Genomic DNA, 613 nt, shown 5'->3' with positions numbered 1-613 from the left:
AAATCCATTACAAATGCCTATCACCGTGACACCTTTTTGTGCTTTTTCACGAACAGCTTGCAAGACAGGTGTTCGAGCACCAATAGCGCCACATCTTAAGTAGTCTCCATAAGAAAAACCGCCAGGAATAACAATGACATCTACATCTGGAATCGTTGACTCTGTTTGCCAAATTTTAATTGGTTCAACTCCGGTTATGTGATGTAATGCTGCAAGCATATCCTGATCGCGATTTAATCCAGGTAATTGAATAATAGCAGTTTTCATAGAGAGTTTCACTTAAAGAAGTTCTATTGTGTAATTTTCAAGGACATAATTGGCATTCTCAGCAGACTGATCATCAAGCACAATATCAAAAACTTTTCCTTGGCGAATAGAGTGAATACCTGTGAAAGCTAAACTCTTTAAAGCACCAGCAATTGCTTCTCCTTGTGGATCAAGAACCCTGCTTTTGAGAGTAACTGTAACACGCGCTTTCATTTTCTATTTCCTGTTGTTAGAAGCACTGCTCTTTGAAGATGTACGTACTTACAATTTAAAGGAAGGTGATTAATATCACCTTGTTTTTTATTTTACTAAAACTGGACCGGTTGGTCGCGGAGGTTCATTTTCA

General features: G+C 38.2%; 2 protein-coding genes. Both read right to left on the bottom strand.

Annotated features, from left to right (window positions below):
- The coding region (locus ACFIK8_RS12305; RefSeq protein WP_375669592.1) for a phosphoribosylformylglycinamidine synthase subunit PurQ at positions 1 to 267 on the bottom strand (267 nt) is incomplete at its 3' end.
- A gap of 12 nt (positions 268 to 279) precedes the next feature.
- Positions 280 to 480: a phosphoribosylformylglycinamidine synthase subunit PurS gene (gene purS, locus ACFIK8_RS12300; protein ID WP_375669591.1), complete on the bottom strand. Its 201-nt coding sequence runs from the start codon at positions 478 to 480 to the stop codon at positions 280 to 282.
- Between the last annotated feature and the right edge of the window lie 133 nt (positions 481 to 613).

Source organism: Bartonella sp. MR168JLCBS, assembly GCF_042194175.1.
The sequence above is the reverse complement of the archived record's forward strand: the minus strand, read 5'-3'. Positions and strand labels throughout refer to the sequence as shown.

Coding starts and splice junctions, on each gene's coding strand:
- purS (WP_375669591.1), bottom strand. CDS start 480: ATGAAAGCGCGTGTTACAGTTACTCTCAAAAGCAGGGTTCTTGATCCA.